13 protein-coding genes and 1 tRNA gene are annotated in these 15371 nt (G+C 71.2%); 6 read left to right on the top strand and 8 right to left on the bottom strand.

The genetic code is table 11. The annotated features are described in order from the left end of the window. Positions 1-27: 27 nt before the first annotated feature. The 3 genes from BM051_RS07385 (at position 28) to BM051_RS07380 (ending at position 1887) form a co-directional block, all read left to right on the top strand. Positions 28-100 (top strand) — tRNA-Ala (locus BM051_RS07385). Between the two features lie 456 nt (positions 101-556). Beyond that, positions 557-700, top strand: a complete 144-nt coding sequence (locus tag BM051_RS28935) for a hypothetical protein (protein WP_166677562.1) — start codon at positions 557-559, stop codon at positions 698-700. Between the two features lie 296 nt (positions 701-996). Continuing rightward, positions 997-1887: a TetR/AcrR family transcriptional regulator C-terminal domain-containing protein gene (locus BM051_RS07380; protein ID WP_166677561.1), complete on the top strand. Its 891-nt coding sequence runs from the start codon at positions 997-999 to the stop codon at positions 1885-1887. A 293-nt stretch (positions 1888-2180) separates the two neighbouring features. Here the strand turns inward: BM051_RS07380 and BM051_RS07375 are convergent, their stop codons facing one another. After that, positions 2181-2660 (bottom strand): winged helix-turn-helix transcriptional regulator, encoded by a 480-nt coding sequence (locus BM051_RS07375; RefSeq protein WP_092529260.1) that lies wholly within the window; start codon positions 2658-2660, stop codon positions 2181-2183. 89 nt (positions 2661-2749) lie between these two features. Between BM051_RS07375 and BM051_RS07370 the strand changes: the two genes are divergently transcribed. Continuing rightward, complete coding sequence (locus BM051_RS07370; RefSeq protein WP_092529259.1) at positions 2750-3490, top strand: DUF899 domain-containing protein; 741 nt, start codon at positions 2750-2752, stop codon at positions 3488-3490. A 183-nt stretch (positions 3491-3673) separates the two neighbouring features. On the opposite strand, the gene BM051_RS07365 is transcribed toward BM051_RS07370, so the two are convergent. From BM051_RS07365 to BM051_RS07355, 3 genes are all read right to left on the bottom strand, one after another. Continuing rightward, positions 3674-5128, bottom strand: coding sequence for an alanine/glycine:cation symporter family protein (locus BM051_RS07365; protein ID WP_092529258.1), 1455 nt, complete (start codon positions 5126-5128; stop codon positions 3674-3676). Between the two features lie 81 nt (positions 5129-5209). Next, the gene (locus BM051_RS07360; protein ID WP_092529257.1) at positions 5210-5932 is read right to left on the bottom strand and encodes a hypothetical protein; all 723 of its coding nucleotides are present in this window, start codon (positions 5930-5932) and stop codon (positions 5210-5212) included. A gap of 22 nt (positions 5933-5954) precedes the next feature. Next, on the bottom strand, positions 5955-6893 hold the full coding sequence (locus BM051_RS07355) for an SDR family NAD(P)-dependent oxidoreductase (RefSeq protein WP_243859210.1): 939 nt from the start codon (positions 6891-6893) through the stop codon (positions 5955-5957). Between the two features lie 89 nt (positions 6894-6982). Here BM051_RS07355 and BM051_RS07350 point away from each other — a divergent pair, with 89 nt between their 5' ends. Next, positions 6983-7591, top strand: a complete 609-nt coding sequence (locus tag BM051_RS07350; RefSeq protein WP_092529256.1) for a TetR/AcrR family transcriptional regulator — start codon at positions 6983-6985, stop codon at positions 7589-7591. A gap of 8 nt (positions 7592-7599) precedes the next feature. After that, positions 7600-9078 carry an aminotransferase class I/II-fold pyridoxal phosphate-dependent enzyme gene (locus BM051_RS07345; protein WP_092529255.1) on the top strand — a complete coding sequence of 493 codons (1479 nt, stop codon included), beginning with the start codon at positions 7600-7602 and terminating at the stop codon, positions 9076-9078. On the opposite strand, the gene mgtE is transcribed toward BM051_RS07345, so the two are convergent. From mgtE to BM051_RS07325, 4 genes are all read right to left on the bottom strand, one after another. After that, positions 9038-10369, bottom strand: a complete 1332-nt coding sequence (mgtE, locus tag BM051_RS07340) for a magnesium transporter (RefSeq protein ID WP_244894470.1) — start codon at positions 10367-10369, stop codon at positions 9038-9040. The genes BM051_RS07345 and mgtE overlap by 41 nt on opposite strands. Before the next feature lie 116 nt (positions 10370-10485). Continuing rightward, positions 10486-11277 carry an SGNH/GDSL hydrolase family protein gene (locus BM051_RS07335; RefSeq protein ID WP_092529254.1) on the bottom strand — a complete coding sequence of 264 codons (792 nt, stop codon included), beginning with the start codon at positions 11275-11277 and terminating at the stop codon, positions 10486-10488. A 172-nt stretch (positions 11278-11449) separates the two neighbouring features. Then, positions 11450-13078 (bottom strand): beta-N-acetylhexosaminidase, encoded by a 1629-nt coding sequence (locus BM051_RS07330; RefSeq protein WP_243859208.1) that lies wholly within the window; start codon positions 13076-13078, stop codon positions 11450-11452. A gap of 194 nt (positions 13079-13272) precedes the next feature. After that, a complete protein-coding gene (locus tag BM051_RS07325) occupies positions 13273-15189 on the bottom strand; it encodes a propionyl-CoA synthetase (RefSeq protein ID WP_243859207.1) in 1917 nt (638 codons plus the stop codon). Between the last annotated feature and the right edge of the window lie 182 nt (positions 15190-15371).

Genomic DNA, 15371 nt, shown 5'->3' with positions numbered 1-15371 from the left:
GTTGCTATGCTGATCGCGCTTCACCCAGGGGCTGTAGCGCAGTTGGTAGCGCGTCTCGTTCGCATCGAGAAGGTCAGGGGTTCGATTCCCCTCAGCTCCACTCGCGAGCGGGCGAGGTGTGCTCGCGGAGAGCGCTCGCCTCGCTCGCTCGTCGTGTCGTCTGGGGGTGCAACCCCCAGACCCCGCCCGGGGACACGCCCCCGGACCCCCACTGCGGTTGCGCTGGCATGGTTCGCATGCTGACGCGTCAGGCCCACAGATGGCAGGCTTGTGCTCGCGGAGAGCGCGAGCCTTTTCTGTTCCGCGTGGCCTGTGGGGGCCAAGCCAAGCCCCCACACCCCAGTCGAGGGCAAGCCCCCGAACCCCCATCGGTGGTTGCGTTGTTCGAGTAAGCCCCTCCAACCTCCACCCAAGACGACATACTCGAACACCTGGCATCGGTTGATGCTGGTTCAGGTGCCAGGGCGGTGAACGGCTCGGCGAGTCGGATCGTCGCCCTTTCGTCTTCGCCGACCTCATCGCCACGCTCGTGGGGAGGGAACGCGACGATCGCGAGGTGAGGGCCTTCACCGGCGCGGTCCTCGGCGTCTTCGGGTCCGCGATCATCGACGGCGAGCTCACCGTCGATACCTACCTCGCCGCCATCGACCGCGCTCTCGACTTCCTCTCGCGAGGCATGCCGCTGACGAAGAACGTGTAGAGAGATTGTCGAGGTGACGCGATCCGAGGATGGCCGCCCCTCAGCGGGTCAGGATGGCGGTTGTGTACGCCTGAAGGGTAACGGTTTGCTCTTGCACCGTCCGTTGCGTCCTGCCGGTTGCGGTCGCATCGACGATGGGCGTCGCGATGGCGACTGCCGCCCGCGCCATCGCGACCCTGCTTGACGAAGGGCTAGTGCAGACGCGCCAAGGATCCGGGACGACCGTTCGTGAGACGCAGGAACCCAGGCGGCGCACACGGTCGACTGTCGGCCACGGACTCCCTCGGAGACGGATCGTGGCTGCGGCAATTGACCTCGCCCAGCGCGAAGGCCTCGAAGCCCTGTCGATGAGGCGTCTCGCCGGCGTTCTGGGCGTGGCTCCGATGTCGCTGTACAACTACGTCGCCGGCCGGGACGAGCTGGAGATGTTGATGATGCGAGCAGCCTTCGCGGCCAATCCCCTCCCCGATGCTCGGCCCATGGGATGGCGCACGACGATCGAGGTCGTCTACCGGCTGCAGTGGCAGCTCTACCGCACACACCGATGGCTCGCCGAAGTGCTGTCGGTGACCCGGCCTCCCCTGGCGCCCGAGGCCATGAGGTACAGCGAATGGACCCTCGAAGCGCTCGCCGAGGTCGGCTTGAAACCGGCCGAGCGGGTGCACGCCACGATCGCACTGGCCGGGCTGACCAAAGGGCTTGCCCTGGGTGCGATCGGTGAGCTCCGGGCGGAGGATGAGTCCCGCCTGCGCAACAGCCAATGGTGGCTGACGAGCGACGCGGAGGCGGCGACGGTCTTGGCGACCGGCGCGTACCCGCGCCTCTCCGAGATCGCCGACCTGGTCCCCGCAACCGGCTTGGACAGCCTCGACGAGGCGTTCCATCACCTCTCGAAAGCTACCTCAACGACTTGGCGGCCCGCGCAGCGGAACGATCCGCCGGCTGACGATCGATCGCCCTCATCGTGTGTTCCGTTCATCGAAGAGCTCGGGGAACCTGCGGTGGAGGAAGGCGTAGAAATCGACCATCTCCTGCACACGGCGGTAGACGGTGGAACCGGATCGGTAGCTCTCGATGAGTTGCTGGACTTGGTGGTTGAGTTGCCGAGCGCGTTACGGCTTGTCCTGCTTCGGCGTCGGTCGCGGTGGCGCATCGAGGTCCGGCAGCTTCCTCCACAGCGTTTGTAGCGCGCTGACCTGGTCCTCTGTGTTCGAGTAAGCTTCCCCAACGTCCACGCTGAGGCTACGCCTGCGCGCTTCCCACCAACGGGAGAATCCGGATCAAGGTCAACTGTGGCGGCGTGACCACCGGCTGGTTTTGGCCCCAGTTCCGAGCGCCAATCGCGACGGACGCGGCGGGCACCTCCTGATCGGGAGGTCCCCGCTGTTGGTGTTCCCAGACCCGCAAGGTTCGGATGGTGAGTGCGGCGCGGCCGCACGGCCTGGTAGCCAATCCGGCAGCTCGGGCGGCGCGTGGGGACTCAGGCGGTGCGAGGGCGGCTCGGGTCGCGGGGTGGGCGGCGCTGCGGGTCGGCCCCGGGACCGGCGACGGCGACTACGTCGGCCGCGGCGATCTCCCGTCCACAGTCGTCACAGCGAGCGTGCACGTGGACCGGCCCGCCACAGTCCTCGTGCTCGAACAAGATCGGCGGGCCCTGCGGCGCGGCCCAGCGGTCGCCCCACTCAGTCAGCGCCACGATCACCGTGCCAAGCTCGTGGCCCTTCTCCGTGAGCACGTACTCCCGCCCATCGCGCCGCTCCATCAGCCCGTCGGCGACGAACCCGTCCAACCGCTTGGCCAGGATGTTCGGCGCGACCCCGAGCCTGCGTTCAAAGTCGGAGAACCGGGTCATGCCGGCGAACACGGCATTGCGGATGATCAATAGGCTCCAGCGCTCGCCGACCAGTTCCAGTGCGCGAGCCGCCGAGCAGTTCTCTCGTTCGTACGTCTTGCCGAGCACGAGGTCGATGTTCCGCCTTCCGCTTGCGTGATACAAGTCCGCCCCCTAGAGTGCTTGCATCACACAAGTTAGAGTGTTCTGGAGGGGACATGGACCGACCGAAGGTCGTCAGCCGGGACGAGTGGCTGACCGCCCGCCGAGAGTTGCTGGCCAGGGAGAAGGAGCTGACTTGGGCCCTGGACGGGCTCAACGCCGACCGGCGGCGACTGCCGATGGTGCGGGTCGAGAAGGACTACCGGTTCAGCGGCCCGGACGGCGAGGTCGGGCTGTTGGACCTGTTCGATGGGCGACGCCAGCTCGTTTTGCAGCATTTCATGTTCGACCCGTCCTGGGACCGGGGCTGTGGCAGCTGCAGCGCGATGGCGGACGACCTCAGCGAGGGGGCCCGCGCCCACCTCTCCGCCCGTGACACCACGTTCGCCGCCGTCTCGCGCGCCCCGTACGCGAAGCTGGCCGCCGAGAAGCAGGCCCGAGGCTGGACCTTCCCCTGGTACTCCTCGTTCGGCAGCGACTTCAACTACGACTTCCACTTCTCGCTGAACCCGGCGGTCAGGCCGAACACCTACAACTTCCGGGGCGCGGACGAACTGGTCGCTGCCGGGCAGGCCTGGCTGGTCGACTACGTCGGCGAGCAGCCCGGCATCAGCGCCTTCCTGCGCGACGGCGACGAGGTCTTCCACACGTACGCCACCTATGGACGCGGGGTCGAGGTGATGATGCACGCCTACCGGCTGCTCGACGTCACCGTGCTGGGGCGCCAGGAGGAGTGGGAGGAGCCGAAGGGGCGAGTATCGAACCTGCACTCCGCCGACCCCAGCTTCACCGACTGACGACAGCTTCACCGACTGACGGCGGCAGGTTCCCGGCCCGAGCTTTCCGGCGAGGCTGCCGTAGTTCTCGATCAACTCGTCCCAGCCGCGTTGCTCGCGATGCCGCGACCGATGACCCGTTCGGCGCCCACCACAGCCTGCGTCACGGTCGACCAGGGGCCGCCCTGAGTCAGGGCCAGGGCCTCAGGGCCTCGCGGCGACGTCCTGCGTGCGGTCGCTCTCCCAGCACTGCACGCCCCGCAGGTCGGGCATCCGGTCGCGGGTGAACACCGGGTCCAGGCCCTGCCGGCGCTGTTCCTGGTAGTCCTTCAGCAACCGCAGTGTGAGCGCGCCCAGCGGCGCGATCGCGACCATGTTGACCACCGCCATCACGCCCATGGTGACGTCGGCGACGCTCCACACCACATCGAGCGAGGCCACCGCGCCGAGGAACAGCATCCCGGTGATCACCAGGCGCAGCGCGGTGAGCGCCTTGCGGCTGCCGGTCAGGAAGTACAGGTTCGCCTCGCTGTAGTAGAAGTTGCCGAGCACCGAGGTGAACGCCAGCAGGAAGATGATCAGCGTCAGCAGGTGCAGCGACCACGACCCCAGATTGGCCTCCAGCGCGTTCTGGGTGAGCCGCGCCCCCATCTCCTCGCCGTACACCGGGTTCGACACCAGGATGATGAACGCCGTGATCGAGCACACGATCAGCGTGTCGAAGTAGACGCCGAAGGTCTGCACGAGCCCCTGCTTCACCGGGTGGCTCACCGATGCCGTCGCGCCCGCGTTGGGCGCCGACCCCATGCCGGCCTCGTTGGAGAACAGGCCGCGCCGGATCCCCATCATGATCGCGGTGCCCACGCCGGCCGCGCCGATCTCCCGCAGCCCGAACGCCGCGCCCACGATGTCGCCCAGCACGGTCGGCACCTGCTCGATGTTCAGCACGACGACCACGATCCCCAGGATCAGGTAGATCAGCGCCATGAACGGCACGGTCATCTGCGCCACGTGCGCGATTCGCCGCACCCCGCCGAAGATCACGACGGCGACCAGCACGACCAGCGCGCCACCGACCAGCGGCGCCACCCAGCCGGCGGCCGGCTGCCCGGTCGCCGTGCTCACCGAGTTCCTGATCGCGGCGGTGATGCTGTGCGACTGCACCATGATGAACGAGAAGCCGAAGGTGAAGATGATCACCACGGCGAAGATGACGCCCATCCAGCGGGCCCGCAGCCCGTGCTGCATGTAGTACGCCGGACCGCCCCGGTAGCCGGTCTTGTCCTGGACCTTGTACAGCTGGGCCAGCGTGGACTCCACGAACGCGGCCGAGCCCATGACCATGCCCATCAACCACATCCAGAACACCGCGCCGGGCCCGCCGATCGCGATCGCGATCGCCACCCCGGCGATGTTGCCGGTCCCGACCCGCGCCGCGGCCGAGATCGCGAACGCCTGGAACGACGAGATGGCCTTCTTGCCGTCCGGCGCTCGCTCCGGCGAGCTGCCGAAGTTCCGGATCATGTCGGGCAGCAGCCGTACCTGCACCGCCCGGGACCGCACGGTGAAGTAGATGCCGACCAGCGCGAGCAGCGGAATGACCAGGTAGGTCCAGAAGACGTCGTTGACGTTGCCGATGGCCTCGTTCAGGGCGTCCATGCCGCACTCCTTCGTGGGTCAGTCGGGTCGGTCTCGTGAACCGGCGGCCCATCCTGCCACCCGCCAGGGTGAACGACACGGTCAGGGCGCGGGCAGCCGCTCACGGGGTCCGAGGATCCAGACCTGTTTGGGGTCGAGGAAGTCCACCAGCTCCACCAGCGCGTTGTGCAAGTTCGTCAGCCGCGCCAGACCGGAGCGACGGCCCGCGGCGAACCGGTCGATGTCGGTCAGCAGCGGCGCGAACCAGTGGGCGAACCTCTCCTCGGTGGTGATCCGGTGGTGGAACTCGACGAACCCGAGGCAGCGTGGTGCGTCCTCGCCCTCGATCGGCGGCCGGACCATCAGCTCGCCCAGCGCCCGCTGCTCGCCACCGAGCAGGCGGAACGCCTGGTCGCCGGGAATCGGCTCGCTCAACGCGTTCTGCACCCGGGCCAGCAACTCCACCAGCCGCCGGTTGCGCCGCGCGTTGCCCAGGTCCACGAACCGCACCTCGCGGAACAGCAGCTCGACCCAGCCCAGGTAGGCGGCCAACCGGTAGGCGCTCTCGTAGCGCACGTAGTCCCGGTGCCGCGCGGTGTCCTCCAGCAGGAACCGGTTGTCGCCGTCCTTGATCACGTTGCTCGCCCTCCACAACAGGCCCGACGCGGCCTGCAGCAGCGGGTCACGGAATCGCCTGACCAGGTGCCGGCGCTCCTCGTCCCGTTCCCCGCGCCGGCGGCGGCTCTCGAACAGCGCGCCCAGCAGCACGGTGACCACGGCGGAGGAGAACGACACGGTGGCGGCGACCAGCGAGACGGTGTTCACCGCTCGAATTCTGCCGCCGTCGTCAGTCCCGTGGTGGCGGCGGGCGCTCGGAACCGCGGGTGAGCTCGTAGGCCAGGCCCAACGCCCGGTCGATGGGTCCAGCCAGGACGGACGTGGCGGCGCTGACGGCGGGCGCCCACCACGGCGCCACGGTGGCCGGCCGGCGCACGATCGCGTCACACACCACCCTGGCCGCGTCCTCGGGGGTCAGCCCCGGCAGCCGGCGCAGTGCCGGGGTCGGCGCGCTCATCCTGGTGTGCACCAAACCCATGTACACCGTGCTCGCGGTCACCCCGTCGCCCCGCACCTCCAGCGCCATGCTGCGCATCCACACGTCGAACGCCGCCTTCGACGCCAGGTACGCGCTCCACCGCGGGGCGATCGGCAGCGGCCGCACGCCCCAGGTGGACACGCTCACCACGTGCCCGGACCGGCGCGCCCGCATCGACGGCAGCAGCCCCAGAGTGAGCCGCACCGGGCCGAGGTAGTTGACGTTGATGGTGCGCTCGAAGTCCCGCGGCCGGTCGTAGGACAGCTCCAGCGACCGGCGGATCGACTTGCCGGCGTTGTTGACCAGCACGTCCACGTGGTCGTGCTCGTCCAGCACCCGCTTCACCAGCGTGTCGACCTCGCCGCCGTCGGTCAGGTCGGTGGGGTAGGCGAACGCGCGGCCGCCCGCGGCGGTGATCCCGTCGGTCACCTGGTGCAGCCGGTCCGCGGTGCGCGCGGCGAGCAGCACGGTCGCTCCGGCGCGGGCCAGCCGGCGCGCGGTGGCCTCCCCGATGCCGAACGAGGCCCCGGTGACCAGCACCGTCCTGCCGGCCACCGCCCGCCGCAGCTCGGCGGTGCTCGTGCGGCCGAAGCCGTTGATCGCGCGGCCGAGCGTGCGCCACGCCCCGGCCGCCGCCGCGTCGTACCGCGCGGCCACACCCGTCACCAGGCCGTCCAGCCCGTCCGCCACCAGACCGCCCCCAATCCGGGATAACGCCGTAATCTGAGTGCGAAAGCTATGCCCCTGGTCGACTGGTGTCAATGATTACGATCGCTGCCATGGCCCGACTGACCCGCGCCGAGAGCCAGGCGCGTACCAGGGAGCGGTTGGTCGCCACCGCGCGCGAGCTCTTCCTGCGCGACGGCTACTCCGCGACGTCGCTGGCCAGGGTCGCCGAGGAGGCCGGCTTCTCCACCGGCGCGGTGTACTCCAACTTCCACGGCAAGAGCGAACTCGCGCTGGTCGTGCTCGACCGCATCCACGCCGAGCAGCTGGGCCGGGTCGGCGAGATCTTCACCGGGCCGGGAACCCTGGACGACAAGCTCGACACGTTCGAGAAGTGGGCCGACGAGGCGATGACCGGCGGGTGGCCCCGGCTGGAGCTGGAGTTCGCGCTCGAGGCCCGGCAGGACCCGGCGCTGGTGGGCGCGCTGGCGGAGCGCGAGCGGGCCGCCGTCGACGTGATCACCGCCGGGCTCGACCGCCAGCTCGCCGACCTCGGCCTCGGCGGCGTGGTGTCGGCGAGGTCGCTGGCCGCGGCCGTGGTCAGCCTGAGTGTCGGCATGGCCATCCAGCGGATGATCGACCCGAAGGTGTCGGTCGGCGGCATCGTCGGGCTGGTGCGCTCGGTGCTGACGTTCGCCCACCAGCGGGGAGGGACGCGGTGACCGGACACATGACGCCGGAGGAGTTCCGGGCGCACGGCCACCGGGCGGTGGACTGGATCGCCGACTACCTCGCCGGCATCGAGTCCCACCCGGTGCGCTCGCGCGTCCGGCCCGGCGAGGTGCGCTCCGCCCTGCCGGAGCACCCGCCCGAGCGGGGTGAGCCGTTCGACGCCGTGCTGGCCGACCTCGACCGGGTGCTGCTGCCCGGCGTCACGCACTGGCAGCACCCCAGCTTCTTCGCCTACTTCCCGGCCAACGCGAGCGGGCCGGGGATCCTCGGCGACCTGCTCTCCGCCGGGCTCGGCGTGCAGGGCATGGTGTGGGCGACCAGCCCGGCCTGCACCGAGCTGGAGACCGTGGTGGTGGACTGGCTGGCCGAGCTGCTCGGCCTGCCGAAGGCGTTCCGCACCGACGCCGCCGGCGGCGGGGTGATCCAGGACTCCGCGTCGAGCGCGAGCCTGGTGGCCCTCATCGCCGCGCTGCGGCGGGCCGGCGGGGGCGTGGTGGCCGACCGCGGGATCGCCGGCCACTACCGGCTGTACGTGTCGTCGCAGACCCACTCGTCCCTGGAGAAGGCCGCGCGGGTCACCGGCATCGGCGCCGCGAACGTGCGGCTGGTCGACGTCGACCCGGACACCCTGGCGATGGATTCGGCACACCTGCGCCGGCTGCTCGCCGAGGACAGGGCGGCCGGCGCGGTGCCGGCGATGGTGTGCGCCACCGTGGGCACCACCTCCACCGCGGCCGTCGACCCGGTGCCCGAGATCGGCGCGGTGTGCCGGGAGCACGGCGTGTGGCTGCACGTCGACGCCGCCTACGCCGGTGTCGCGGCGGTGTGCCCCGAGCTGCGGTGGATCGACGACGGGGTGGCCGAGTACGCCGACTCCTACGCGACCAACCCGCACAAGTGGCTGCTCACCAACTTCGACTGCACCGTGCTCTGGCTCGCCGACCGCGCGCCGATGATCGACGCGCTGTCGATCCTGCCCGAGTACCTGCGCAACCCGGCCACCACCAGCGGCGAGGTGATCGACTACCGGGACTGGCAGGTCCCGCTCGGCCGGCGGTTCCGCGCACTCAAGCTCTGGGCGGTGCTGCGCTGGTACGGCGCCGAGGGGCTGCGCGCGCACATCCGCACCGGCGTCGCGCTCGCCGCGGAGCTCGCCGAGCTGGTGGCGGCCGACCCGGCGTTCGAGCTGTGGCGGCCGCAACGGTTCGGGCTGGTCTGCTTCCGTCCACTGTGGCCCGGGTTGCCGGACGCCGAGGCCGACGCGGCGACCATGGCACTGCTGGAGTGGCTCAACGACTCCGGCGACCTGTACCTCAGCCACACCAAGGTCCCGGTCGGACACGAGAGGGTGCTGCTGCGGATGGCGATCGGCGCGCCGGCCACCGAGCGGCGACACGTCCTCGCCGCCTGGGAGCGGATCCGTGCCGGGTACGCCCTCACAGCCCGAGAACGAGGCGTGCCAGTCCGAAGTAGATGATCAGCCCGGTGGCGTCGACGAGCGTGGTGACCAACGGGGCGGAGATCACCGCGGGGTCGATGTGCAGGCGCTTGGCCAGCAGCGGCATGACGGAGCCGATGATGGCCGCCCAGCAGCAGACCAGCACGATCGCCAGCGAGACCGTGACGGCCACCGGCACGGTCACCAGCACCGCGCCGATGACGAAGCCGACCACGGCCAGCATCACGCCGAGCAGCAGCCCCACCCGGCACTCCCGCCACGCCACCCGCAGCACGTCGCCGGTGCGCACCTCGCCGACCGCCAGCGCGCGCACCACCGACGTGGCGGCCTGCGCGCCCGCGTTGCCGCCGGTGCCCACCAGCAGCGGGATGAACAGTGCGAGCGCGGTGACCTCCGCGAGCTCGGCCTCGAAGTACTGCAGCACGTTGACGGTGAGCGTCGCGGCCACGATGAGCAGCAGCAGCCACGTCGCCCGGGAGCGGGCGAGCTGGGTGACACCGACCGACATGTAGTGCCCGCTCCACGGCTGCGCCGCGGACTGCCGCGCGATGTCCTCGGTGTCGGCGGCCTCGATCACCTCGACCGCGTCGTCGATGGTGAGCAGGCCGACCACGCGGTCCTCGTTGTCGACCACGGTCAGCGCGAGCAGGTTGGCCTCCTGCATCAGCCGCGCGGCCCGCTCGGCGTCGTCCATCGTGTGCGCCCGCGGGGCGTCGTCGACGACCAGCTCGGCGACCGGCCGGTCCGGCCGGCTGAGCACCAGGTCGCGCAGGCTCACCGTGCCCAGGAAGCGGCGCTCGTCGTCGACCACCGGCAGCGTGTAGACCGTCTCGGCGGCCGCGCCCCTGGCCCGCACCACCTCCAGGGCCTGCCCCGCGGTCAGGTGCCGGCGCACGGTCACCGTCTCCGGACTGGTGTACCGGCCGACGGAGCCCTCCGGGTAGCCCAGCAGCTCCGCGGTCATCGCCCGCTCGTACGGGCTCAGCCCGGCCAGCACCCGGTGCGCGAACTTCGCCGGCGCCTCGCCGAGCAGGCGGGCCCTGTCGTCGGGGTCCATGCCCTCGACCAGGTCGCGGAAGGCCTGGTCGCGCAGGCCGGACAGCAGCTTCTGCTGGGTCGGCGGGTCCAGCTCCTCGAAGGCCACCAGCGCGCGGTCCTTGTCGAGCAGCCGCAGCAGCAGTGCCGCGTGCACCGGCTCGGCCCTGGCCATCTCGTCGGCGATCTCGTACGGGGGATGGGTGGCCAGCCACTGCTGCAGGCCGGCCACGTCGTTGTCGTCCAGCAGGTCCGCCAAGCGTGCTCCGTCCACCCCCGCAGCATCTCAGAGCGTGATCGGCAGCGATCACCGGAGCGAGCCCGCGCCCGGCGGGAGGCGGGGTCAGCGCGGACCGGCGAGGCGGAGCCGACGCCGTCGACGAGCCTCGCTCAGACGCTCTCCTGGAGCATGCCGGCCGGCCACGGCTCCAGCTCCGGCCGCTTGGGCCGGAAGCCGTCACCGGGCGAGCGGCCGACGATCCGGTTGCGGAACCGGGTGACCGCCACCGGCAGGACCTCCCGGTACAACCACTCGGCCTGGTCCCGCCACCCCGGCCGGACCGGCTCACCGGGCAGCAGCTCCGACCAGCGGCGGTCGAACGGCACCCCGAGCGTCGCCAGCACGTGCCCGGCCAACCGCCGGTGCCCGTGCGCGCTCAGGTGCAGCCGGTCGCGGCCGAAGTACCGCAGGTCGTGCGCCGCCGGGTCCGGCCACAGGTCCACCACGTGCGCGCCGTGCGCCAGCGCGGAGCGATGCACCGCGGCGTTGAGCGTGGCGATCCGCGGCAGCAGCCGACGGGCCAGCCGCAGCCGCGCGGAGAAGTCGCCCAGGGTGAACACCAGCACGGTCGGCGCGGCCTCGGTCAGCGTCCGGATCGCGGTGTCCATCCGCCGGGACACGGTGGCGGGGTCGAACCCACCGGAGAGGATGTCGTTCCCGCCGCCGAACAGCACCGCGAGGTCGGGCCGCAACCGCACGGCGGTCGGCAGCTGTTCGGTGATGATCTGCTCCAGCCGGCGCCCACGGACCGCGAGGTTGGCGTACCGCAGCCCCGGCGTGTCCACCGCCAGCCGGCTCGCCACCAGGTCGGCCCAACCGCGGTACCGGCTGCCGTCCGGATAGGGGTCGTCCAGCCCCTCGGCGCAGCTGTCCCCCACCACGACGAACCGTTCGTATCCCATTCGGCTCTCTTTCACCACGCGTTCACCCGAAGGATCTGTGTACCAAAGAACGGAGGGTGTTGCCCAGGGCGGGCGGGAGAAAGCAGAGCCGGAGATGGAGAAGCGCACGGTGGCGGAAACGGGAACGGGCGGGGCCGCTCCCGGCGACCCCGCCCGTGTCGACCTCACCCGGTCAGCGCCAGGGAACCTGCGGCGAGCGGTAGAAGTCGATGTCCCGCAGCGTCAGCCGCGGGCCGTGCTCGGCCAGCCGCTGCCGGAACGACTCCCAGTCGTGCGTCGACCAGGCCGACCAACCCAGCTCGGCGAGCGCCGGCAGCCGTGGGAACGCCATGTACTCGATGTCGTCGAGCGTGCGCAGCGTCTCCGACCACAGTGGAGCCTCGACGCCGAGCACCGCGCGCTCCGGCACGCCCTGCACGAAGGTGCCCGGGTTCCACTCGTAGGCGTCCCGCACCTCGATGAAGCCGGCCCACCGCAGGCCCAGCCGGGTGTGCTCGTTGTACTTCATGTCCAGGTACGCCTTGTTCGCCGGGGACAGCAGCACCTTGCCGCCCTGCGCGGCGAACCGGGCCACGTCGGCGTCCTCGGCGTCGGTGTCCCAGAACTGCGGCACGGCCGAGCCCGGCGGGTCCACCGTGGCGATCTCGTCCCAGCCCATGATCCGCTTGCCGTACTTGCCGACCAGCGGCATGACGCGGTCCATGAACTTGCGGTAGTCCTCGTCGCTGGTGGCGTGCGCCTCGTCGCCGCCGATGTGCAGGTACGGTCCGGGGGTCAGCTCGGCGACCTCGCGGATGACGTCCTCGACGAACCGGTAGGTGATCTCCTTGTCGATGCACAGCGAGCTGTAGCCGACCTCCATGTCGGTCCGCGGCGGCGGCGCGACGCCGTCGCAGTTGAGCTCGGCGTAGGTGGCCAGCGCCGAGTTCGTGTGCCCCGGCATGTCGATCTCCGGCACCACGGTGATGTGCCGGGACGCCGCGTACGCCACCAGGTCGCGGTACTCGGCCTTGGTCAGGTAGCCGCCGCCAACGCCGTGCACGCCGGTGCCGGGGCCGCCGCCCTCGGGCGCCAGCCGCGGCCAGCTGTCGATCTGGATCCGCCAGCCCTGGTCGTCGGTGAGGTGCAGGTGCAGGTAGTTGATCTTGTAGGCCGCGATGTGGTCGATGTAGGCCTTGACCTCGTCCGGGGTGTGGAAGTGCCGGGCGAGGTCGAGCATCGTTCCGCGGTAGGCGAACCGGGGGTGGTCGACGATCCGGCCGCCGGGGACGGTCCACAGCCGTGGCTGCGGCCGGTCCGCCTCGATCTGGGCGGGCAGCAACTGACGCAGGGTCTGCACGCCGGCGAACAGTCCGGCGCCGGTGTCGGCCCGGATCGTCACGCCGGTCCTGGTGACCTCGAGCTGGTAGCCCTGGTCACCGACCCGCGGATCGGTGCGGCCGAGCAGCAGGGAGATGCCGCCGGGCAGCGGATGCCGGCCGGACGAGAGCACCGGCAGCGGGTAGCCGGTGGCCGGGCGGAGCAGCTCGGCGAGGTAGTTCCCGACCTGGGCGGCCTCGGTCGAGCCCGGCTGGGTGCGGATGACGGTGAACGGGCTGAGCCAGAAGTCAACCCCGGGGTTCGGTTCCGCCTCGACGGGCGCGGGGATGACCGTCGCGAACCGCCCTGCGGAGTGTTCGACGGCGGGCTCGGCCGCCGCCGGGCCCGCGGTGACCGGCAGGGCCAGCGCGGGCAGACACAGGGCGACCGCGGCCAGCAGCCTGGTCAGGGGCTTGCGCTTGCGCGCGGGACTCCTTTGCACTGGGGCACCTCCGTTGGGGAAGGGCAGCAACCCGTAAAGGTATAGACCAATGTGCCGGCCGTCACATCCACCGTTCGGAGTACGACGAGCGTCGGTTTCCGGCGAGTTTCCCCCTGTCGGCGTTCCGCGAACGTTGCCCTGTTGCGCGGAATGCAATGACGGGTGAAGCGAATCGGTGAAGAAACGGCGTCGGTTCACCCCGCCACGCCATTTCCTCCCGCGCCCGGTCGGCTCCTCGTCCCGCGCAGGACGGGCCGCAGCGCGTCGAGGACGGCCAGGTCCTCGATCGTCGAGGGCACCGGCTCGTCCCGGCCGTCGGCGATGCCACGCATCGTCCTGCGGAGGATCTTGCCCGAGCGCGTCTTGGGCAGCGCCTCCACCACCGACACGTCCCGGAACGCCGCCACCGGGCCGATCTCCCTGCGCACCGCCGCCACCAGCTCCGCCCGCAGCTCCTCCTCCGCGATGTCCACACCGGACTTCAGCACCACGAGGCCGCGCGGCAGCTGCCCCTTCAGCGTGTCCCGCACGCCGATCACCGCGCACTCGGCCACCGCGGGATGCGCGGCCAGCACCGCCTCCATCGCACCGGTGGACAGCCGGTGTCCCGCCACGTTGATCACGTCATCGGTGCGGCCCATCACGAACAGGTAGCCGTCCTCGTCCCGGTACCCGGAGTCGCCGGTGAGGTAGTGGCCGGGGTAGCGGGACAGGTAGGACTCCACGTAGCGCTCGTCGTCGCGCCACAGCGTGGGCAGCGACCCCGGCGGCAGCGGCAGCCGGATGGCGATCGCCCCCTCGGTGCCGGGCGGCAGCTCCTCGCCGGCGGGGCCCAGGATCCGCACGTCCCAGCCGGGCATCGGCACGGTCGCCGAGCCGGGCTTGACCGGCAGCGGCTCGATGCCGCGCGGGTTGGCGGCGATCGGCCACCCGGTCTCGGTCTGCCACCAGTGGTCGACCACCGGCACGCCGAGCGTGCGGTGCGCCCACGTGTGGGTCTCCGGGTCCAGCCGCTCGCCGGCCAGGAACAGGGTGCGGAACGCGGACAGGTCGTACTTCGCGGTCTCCGCGGCGTCCGGGTCGACCTTCTTCACCGCCCGCAACGCCGTGGGCGCGGTGAACAGCGCGCGCACCCCGTGCTCGGCGATCACCCGCCAGAACGCGCCGGCGTCCGGGGTCCCGACCGGCTTGCCCTCGTAGAGGATCGTGGTCGCGCCCACCAGCAGCGGCGCGTACACGATGTAGGAGTGGCCGACCACCCAGCCGACGTCGGAGGCGGTCCACCAGACGTCGCCGGGGTGGATGTCGTACACCTTCTCCAGCGACCAGGCCAGCGCCACCGCGTGTCCGCCGGTGTCGCGCACCACGCCCTTGGGTCGCCCGGTGGTGCCGGAGGTGTAGAGGATGTAGAGCGGATCGGTGGCCGCGACCGGCACCGGGTCGGCCGGCTCGGCGCCGACCACCAGCTCGGCCCAGTCGAGGTCGCGCTCGCCCAGCTCGGCGCGCGCGGCCGCGCGCTGCAGCACCACCACCCGGTCCGGCTGGTGCCGGGTGCCGGCCAGCGCCTCGTCCACGATCGGCTTGTACTCGACCACCCGGTTCGGCTCGATGCCGCACGAGGCCGCGAGGATCACCTTCGGCTCGGCGTCCTCGATCCGCGCCGCCAGCTCGCGCGGCGCGAACCCGCCGAACACCACCGAGTGCACCGCCCCGATCCGCGCGCAGCCCAGCATCGCGATCACCGCCTCGGGCACCATCGGCATGTAGATGATCACCCGGTCACCCCTGCCGACGCCGAGCCCGCGCAGCGCGCCGGCGAACCGGGCCACCTCGGCGAGCAGCTCCGCGTAGGTGTACGTCCGCTTCGTCCCGGTCACCGGCGAGTCGTGGATCAGCGCCGGCTGCCCGCCCCGGCCGTCCCGGACGTGCCAGTCGAGCGCGTTGACCGTGGTGTTGAGCTCGCCGTCCGGGAACCACCGGTACAGCGGTGCGGCGCCGGCGTCCAGCGCGCGGGTGGGCCGGCGGGTCCACTCGATCCGCTCGGCCGCCGCGAGCCAGAACCCCTCCGGGTCCTCCAGGCTGCGCCGGTACTCCTCGGCATACGCACCCACGGGTACCTCCTCGTTCTCCACTGGCCTCGACCGACCTCCACCGAACTCCACCGCCCGGCGGGACGGGAGTCCCATGATGGACCGTGCCGGTGGGTGTGGCGACCAGTGGCGAAGGACCGGCCGGGCAACCCCGCCCCGGTGCGAAACGACATACTGGGAGGACGCGCCGGGCGGTGGAGGAC

This window comes from Amycolatopsis arida, from assembly GCF_900115565.1.
Taxonomy (GTDB): Bacteria; Actinomycetota; Actinomycetes; order Mycobacteriales; family Pseudonocardiaceae; genus Yuhushiella; species Yuhushiella arida.
This window is presented reverse-complemented; position numbering and strand designations above follow the sequence as displayed.